This is a genomic window from Actinomadura roseirufa, assembly GCF_900659635.1.
GTDB classification, from domain to species: Bacteria; Actinomycetota; Actinomycetes; order Streptosporangiales; family Streptosporangiaceae; genus Spirillospora; species Spirillospora roseirufa.
On record NZ_CAACVB010000374.1, the window covers coordinates 1 to 5,990 of the forward strand.

General features: G+C 72.1%; 6 protein-coding genes and 1 rRNA gene. 3 read left to right on the top strand and 4 right to left on the bottom strand.

The features are described 5' to 3' along the window. The first annotated feature begins 19 nt into the window (after positions 1-19). Positions 20-136: ribosomal RNA gene (rrf, locus tag E1291_RS38165) — 5S ribosomal RNA — on the top strand. 41 nt (positions 137-177) lie between these two features. On the opposite strand, the gene E1291_RS38170 is transcribed toward rrf, so the two are convergent. The 4 genes from E1291_RS38170 to E1291_RS38185 all read right to left on the bottom strand — a co-directional run bounded on the left by E1291_RS38170 (position 178) and on the right by E1291_RS38185 (position 3,592). Continuing rightward, the gene (locus tag E1291_RS38170; RefSeq protein ID WP_131742917.1) at positions 178-681 is read right to left on the bottom strand and encodes a 2-thiouracil desulfurase family protein; all 504 of its coding nucleotides are present in this window, start codon (positions 679-681) and stop codon (positions 178-180) included. Positions 682-817: 136 nt separating this feature from the next. Next, the gene (locus E1291_RS38175; protein WP_131742918.1) at positions 818-1,630 is read right to left on the bottom strand and encodes an SDR family NAD(P)-dependent oxidoreductase; all 813 of its coding nucleotides are present in this window, start codon (positions 1,628-1,630) and stop codon (positions 818-820) included. A gap of 171 nt (positions 1,631-1,801) precedes the next feature. After that, positions 1,802-2,803, bottom strand: a complete 1,002-nt coding sequence (locus E1291_RS38180; protein ID WP_131742919.1) for an AurF N-oxygenase family protein — start codon at positions 2,801-2,803, stop codon at positions 1,802-1,804. Between the two features lie 102 nt (positions 2,804-2,905). Continuing rightward, the gene (locus E1291_RS38185) at positions 2,906-3,592 is read right to left on the bottom strand and encodes a TetR/AcrR family transcriptional regulator (RefSeq protein ID WP_242614636.1); all 687 of its coding nucleotides are present in this window, start codon (positions 3,590-3,592) and stop codon (positions 2,906-2,908) included. Between the two features lie 208 nt (positions 3,593-3,800). On the opposite strand from E1291_RS38185, the gene E1291_RS38190 reads away from it, so the two are divergent. Then, positions 3,801-4,616 carry an ABC transporter ATP-binding protein gene (locus E1291_RS38190; protein ID WP_131742920.1) on the top strand — a complete coding sequence of 272 codons (816 nt, stop codon included), beginning with the start codon at positions 3,801-3,803 and terminating at the stop codon, positions 4,614-4,616. Further along, positions 4,613-5,990: ABC transporter permease (locus tag E1291_RS38195; RefSeq protein WP_131742921.1), on the top strand; the 1,378-nt coding region annotated here is incomplete at its 3' end. The genes E1291_RS38190 and E1291_RS38195, both read left to right, overlap by 4 nt.

Consider the following 5,990-nt stretch of genomic DNA (forward strand, 5'->3'; position numbering starts at 1 on the left):
GGGGTGTTGGGGTTGGTCGTTCGGTGGTTTTGGCGAGAGGGAAACACCCGGTCCCATCCCGAACCCGGAAGTTAAGCCTCTCAGCGCCGATGGTACTGCATGGGTGACTGTGTGGGAGAGTAGGACACCGCCGGACTCTTTTTGGAGGGGGCCCCGCCGTTATGGCGGGGCCCTTTCTTATTTCTCCAGGCTGTGCAGACGCTCCGCGACGGCCTCCAGTTCGTCCTCGCCGAAGACCTCGATGCCCGACCGCTCAAGGAGCGCGGACGTCACACCGGCGCCTACCTTCGACGCGCCCGTGAACGACCCGTCATGGATGCGCCGGCTCCCGCAGGAGGGACTGCCCTCCTTGAGGATGGCGAGGCGCGCACCGGCCCGCTCGGCTGCTTCCAAGGCCAGGCGGGCACCGCGCACGAACGCGTCCGTCACGTCCTCACCCGCATCGGTGACGACCCTCGCCGTCCCGTCGAGGACGGCCGCGCCATCCGCCTCCGGCGAGGAACCGACGATCTCCGCCGGCGGGCGCGGCACGGCCAGCCCGCCCGAGACCTCCGGGCAGAACGGGACCAGGCGCCCTTCTCCACGCCAGCGTTCAAAGAGATCGCCGCCAACCGGTTTGGCCCGTCCGTCGAATCTGACGGGCCTGCCGGTGAGACAGGAACTGACCAGTATGCGCTCCACGCGCCCCAGCCTACGTCGGCCTATACGACGGACCGCCGCCCATTGCGCCTGAGCGAATTCTGAAGGAGCTCCACCGCAGAGGGACAGTGGGAAATGCAGCCGTCCGAGCGTCACTATGGTCTTGATGAATGGGCGGTTATCGGCGGACGCGGCCGACGGCGAGGCGGGCCACGCGGACGGCGCCGGAGGGACTGAGCCGGGCCCCGAGCCAGGCGGCCCGGCCGTGGGCCGGGGCGACGATGAGCGCGCGGTTGCGGTCGACGCCGCGCATGATGTCGCGGGCGAGTTTCTCGGCGGTGTAGAGGCGCGGGGACGCCCTCCTGATGCCGTCCGTGGCGTCCCCGCTCATGGGCGTCGCGGGGAGGCCCGGGTTCATGTTGGCGAGCAGCGGGGTGTCGACGAAGCTCGGGCAGACCACGCTGACCCTGACGCCGCGTCCCGCCGCCTCGGCGCGGAGACCGAGGGAGAGGCCGACGACGGCGTGCTTGGTCGCGGTGTAGGGGATGCCGAGCGGCATCGGGAGGAGACCGGCGAGCGAAGCGGTGTTGACGATGTGGCCGCCGCCCTGGTCGAGCATGATCGGGTAGGCGGCGTGGACGCCGTGCACGACGCCCCTGAGGTTGACGTCGATGGTGCGGTTCCAATGGTCGAGGGTGAGATCCTCGGCCAGTCCCGCGACCGCGATGCCGGCGTTGTTGAAGACGAGATCGAGCCGTCCGTGCTCGGATCGCACGCCCTGGTACAGGGCGGTGACGGCGTCCGCGTCGGTGACGTCCAGCGGCGCGGAGGCCGCCTTGCCCCGGCGGAGGGTGTTGAGCCGGTCCGCGACGGCCGCGGCGCGCCCCGCGTCGATGTCGGCGACCACGACGGTGTCGCCGCGCGCCACCAGGGCCGTGGCGATCGCCCGGCCGATGCCGGATGCGCCTCCGGTCACGATCGCGATGCTCATGCCTGCTCCGCTCGGTTTGGGTGCCCGACCAACGGGCCTGACCAACGGGCCTGCACAACGGGCCCGGCCGGGGGCTCCGGTCCGCCGCAGCTCATTGGATGTCATGTTGAATTAACCGATTGTAGGGTCCGGGACGGCGGCCGCCCCGCACCGGTGCCGCCCCCGGCTCTCTCAGGCGGCCCCCGGCGCCTGGACGGAGCGGCGCCGCTTCGGCTCGTCCCAGATGCCGAAGGCCCTCCAGATTTGCCGGCCGACCGGGCCGATCACGCCGAGCTCGGCCATGAGGTCGCGGATCTTGCCGACGGAGTTGGCGATCTCCGCCTGCGCGGCCCCCGACCCGTAAGCCTGCCTGACGACGTCCTTCGGGATGCCGAAGTGCCGCACCATCGGGCCGGGCGGGGACAGCATGATCCGCGCCATCACCCCGAGGACGACCGGTGTCGCGATGCCGAGGATCCGGCGGCGCAGCGGGTTCATCTCGGGCACCCGGTGCCTGAGGTAGTGCCGGGCGAACGAGATGTGCCGGGCCTCCTCGGCGATGTGGATCCGCATGATGGTCCGCTCGAGCGGGTGCTTGATGTGCCCGCCCTTGAGGGACTTGCGCTGCACGTAGTCGATCGGGTCCTCGCCGCCGAGCACGAACACGAAGAACATCTCCGTGCTGATCAGCGGGATCCAGGGGGCGGCCTGCGCGACCAGGCTGAGCGAGCGGGGCATGCCGCGGATCGGCATCTTCGTCCGGTTCACGAACTCCTGGAACATCATCCCGTGGTGACATTCCTCGGTCGTCTCGTGGTAGACGTACCGGAACTCCGGCCGGCCGTTCGGCAGCCGGTAGGCGTAGTTCAGCAGCCCGCGCTTCAGCAGGTTCTCGAACTGCAGGCCGATCTTCATCGCGGTCGCGACGCGCCACAGCCCGATCCGCGCCTGCACCTCCGGCGGCTGCGCCTGGTACCAGGCGGTCTCGCCGAGCCTGTCGAACGGGGGCAGGATCCAGCGCGGGTCGTCCCCGTCGACCGCGAACTCAGGGTCGTCCCAGGGGATGTCGGCGTAGGCCTCCCAATGCTTGTCGACCGACGCCTTGTTCAGGCGATCGATGACGCCGAGGTAGGACTTCCGGTCCTGGACCTGCTCGCGGACCTCGTCGGCGAGCTCGGTGGGGGCTTCGGGCATGTCGGGCTCCCTCGGGGTGGTGCGGGGCCGGCCCGGGGGCCGGTCGCCGCTCGGTGCGGAGGGTCGGGGGTGGACGTCGGGTCGGGATCGGGGGGGCGGAGTTCAGTCGGCCGTGGCGGCGGGCGCTCCGAGGGTGAAGGTCCCCGGTGCGCCGGGTTCGGGGACGACCAGCCGCGCCACGTCCTTGAGCTGGCGGAGCACCGCCGCCTGGTGGCCGCCCTCGTCGTCGTCGAGCGCGTGCTGCACCGACAGGCCCACGAACATGGCGAACATGGTGCGCAGCATGGTGTCGGTGAGATCGTCCGACAGCGTGTTCGCGGGGAACAGCCGCCCGAACGTCTCCTTGATGACCTGCAGGATCCGCTCGTTCAGGTCGAGGCAGAGCGGCCGCAGCTCGTCGTCGGTGCGGGCCGCGACCGCCAGCTCGGTGAGCGCCTTGGCGGGACGGCCGCGGAACACCTCCCAGAGGAGGTCGAGCGCGCCCTCGACGTTGCGCCGCTCCTTCGGCAGCACCGCGAAGGCCGTCTCGTACGCCAGCCGCTGCGCCTCCAGGAGGTGCTCCACCGCGGCGGCGACGAGGTCCATCTTGGCCGGGTAGTGGTGCTGCTGCGCGCCGCGCGAGACGCCCGCGCGGCGGGCCACCTCGGTGGTGGACGTTCCCGACCAGCCGAGGTCCACCAGGCACTCCACGGTGGCCTCCAGCAGTCTCGCCCGCGTCCGGGACCGGCGTTCCTCCTGGGTGCGGCGGTCTCCGCTCGGGCGTCGGCGGCGGCGATTGCTCACTGGCACGCCTCGACGGTACGAGCGCGACATACAAGCAATCAAGCCTGCATGTATGTTGCGCGCATCACAATTGGACATCGCGTCTCATTCGTGTGCCGGTCCGGTGTACCGCCCGGGTTGTAGACGGCCGGGACCGGGTGCCGCCCGGGGAGCACGGCGGTTGCCTCTCCTGGCCTGACGACGCGCCCCATGGCACAGCGAAACGATCTCGGACATGGGAAACGCGGCAGGGGCGAGGCGGCCGGAGGACGACGAGGCGCGCGGCGTCGCGGGCGGGGCCGGGGGCCTCTCCGGAGACGCCGAGGGCGGCGCCCGTACCGTCAAGCTGACCAAGGTGTACGGCTCGGGCGCCATGGCCGTGCGCGCGCTGGACCGCGTCAGTGTCGTGTTCCCCGCCGGCCGTTTCACCGCCATCATGGGCCCGTCCGGGGCAGGGAAGTCGACGCTGATGCACTGCGTGGCGGGCCTGGAGGACGCGACGTCCGGGGAGGTGTACGTCGGGGACCAGGAGCTCGGCGTGCTGTCGGACCGGCGGCTCACCAGGCTCCGTCGCGAGAGGATCGGGTTCGTCTTCCAGGCGTTCAACCTGCTCCCGACGCTCACGGCGCGCGACAACATCATGCTCCCGACGACCCTGGCGGGGACCCGCCCGGACCAGGAGTGGTTCGACACGGTGGTCCGCGTGCTGAGGCTGGGGGAGCGGCTCTCACATCGGCCCGCCGAGCTGTCGGGCGGGCAGCAGCAGCGGGTCGCGCTGGCGCGCGCGCTGGTCACACGACCGCAGATCGTGTTCGCGGACGAGCCGACCGGAAACCTCGACTCCCGTACCGGAGCGGACGTCCTGGCCCTCTTGCGACGCGCGGTGGACGACCTGGGGCAGACGGTCGCGATGGTCACGCACGACCCGGTGGCGGCCGGTTACGCCGACGCGGTCGTGTTCCTCGCCGACGGGCGGATCGTCGACGTCATGGAGGCGCCCACGGCCGATCGGGTCCTGGACCGCATGCGTGGGCTGGGAGCCCAGTCGTGATCCGGCTCGTGTTCAAAGAGCTGTGGGGACGCAAGCGGCGTCTGAGCGGCTCCCTGACGGCGGTGTTCCTCGGCGTGACGTTCCTGACGGGCACGCTCGTCCTGGGCGACACCCTTGCGGGCAGTATCGACGGGTACTTCTCGCGCGCGTACGGCGACACCGACGTCAGCGTGCGCAACTCCACCAGCGTCAGCGACGAGGCCTGGGGCACGCGCGGCCAGATCGACGCGTCCGTCCTCGACCGGATCAGGAAGGTCGACGGGGTCGCCGACGCCGAACCGGTCGTCCAGGGGTCGGGGCAGTTGCTCGCCAAGGACGGGACGACCATCCAGACGCGCGGTCCCCGCACGGCGGGGAACTGGCCGGCCGACCCCCGGCTCAACCCGTACCGGCTGGCCCAGGGCCGTGCGCCCCGCGCGCCGGACGAGGTCGTGATCACCAAGATGTCCGCCGACAAGGGGCGGCTGCGCGTCGGTGACCGGACGGCGGTCCTCACGCCCGACCGCGTCCCGGTGACCGTCGTCGGGATCAGCAGGTTCGGCGATCAGGACGCCTTCGGGGAGACCTCCTTCACCGCGTTCACCCTGGAGGGCGCCCGCCGGTACGTGGCGCGGGCCCCCGACCGGATCACCGGGGTGTGGATCCGCGCGGCGGACGGGGTCGGCCAGGACGAGCTGGCGTCCCGCGTCCGCCCCGTCCTCGCGCCCGGCACCGAGGCCGTCACCGGGCACGCGCAGGTCGAGGAGGGCATGAACCTCGTGCAGAGCGGCTTCCTGCGCGCCTTCCGGATCGCCCTCGGCGCGTTCGGCGGGGTGGCGCTGCTGGTCGCGGCGTTCGGCATCCACAACACGTTCGCGATCACGGTGGCGCAGCGGACCCGCGAGTCGGCGCTGCTGCGCGCCCTCGGCGCGGGCCGCCTGCAGGTGGTCACCGTGGTCGGTGCCGAGGCCCTGGTGATCGGCGGCGCCGCGACGCTCGCCGGGCTCGCCGGCGGCTGGGGCTTCGCCGCGCTGCTGCGCGAGCTGTTCACGCGGCTGCGGATCGGGATCGCGATGGAGGGCCTGGTCGTGTCGCCCGCGTCGGTCCTGATCGCGGTGCCCGTCGGGATGCTGGTCACGCTGGCGGCGGCGCTCGGGCCCGCGCTGCGGGCGTCCCAGGTGCCGCCGCTGGCCGCGATGCGGGAGGTCGAGGCCGAGCCGGGCGGGCCGTCCGACACCCGGGTCATCGTCGGCGGGGTGCTCGCCGCGGTGTCGGCCGGGACCGTCGTCCTCGGCGCGGTCAACGAGCGGATGGCGATGGCGGCCGCGGGCGCCGTGCTGTGCCTGGTCGCGATGGTCGTGCTCGGCCCGGTCGCCGCCGGGCCGGCCGCGGCCG